General features: G+C 67.5%; 1 protein-coding gene. It reads left to right on the top strand.

Annotation, left to right across the window (positions count from 1 at the left end):
• Positions 1 to 542 (top strand): FAD-dependent oxidoreductase (locus CWM66_RS28125; protein ID WP_158262970.1); only part of this gene is annotated, 542 nt, incomplete at both ends.

The raw sequence follows: 542 nt of genomic DNA on the forward strand, positions 1-542 counted from the left end.
CAAGGACCTGGTCAAGCCGCTGGCGGACCGGCTGAAGAAGCAGGGCATCGAGGTTCACCTCAAGACCAAGGCCGCGGGCGTCAAGGCGGAGAAGGCCGGTATCACCGTCACCTTCGAAGCGGCCGCCGAAGGCGAGACGCCGGCGCTGGCGTCGGGTACGTTCGACCGCGTGCTGGTGGCCGTGGGCCGCTCGCCGAACGGCAAGAAGATCGGTGCCGAGTTGGCGGGTGTCACCGTGAGCGATCGTGGCTTCATCCCGGTCGACCGCCAGATGCGCACCAGCCAGCCGCACATCTTCGCCATCGGTGACATCGTCGGTAACCCGATGCTGGCCCACAAGGCCACGCACGAAGGCAAGCTGGCCGCCGAAGTGGCCGCCGGCGAGAAGAAGGAGTGGGTGGCGCGTGTGATTCCGTCGGTGGCCTACACCAACCCGGAAATCGCCTGGGTCGGCAAGACCGAGCAGCAGTGCAAGGCCGAGGGCATCCCGTACAAGGTCGGCACCTTCCCGTTCGCGGCGATCGCCCGTGCGGTGGCGATGG

Origin of the sequence: Kosakonia sp. H7A (assembly GCF_003028445.1) — a bacterium.
In the GTDB taxonomy this organism is placed as follows: Bacteria; Pseudomonadota; Gammaproteobacteria; order Enterobacterales; family Enterobacteriaceae; genus Kosakonia; species Kosakonia radicincitans.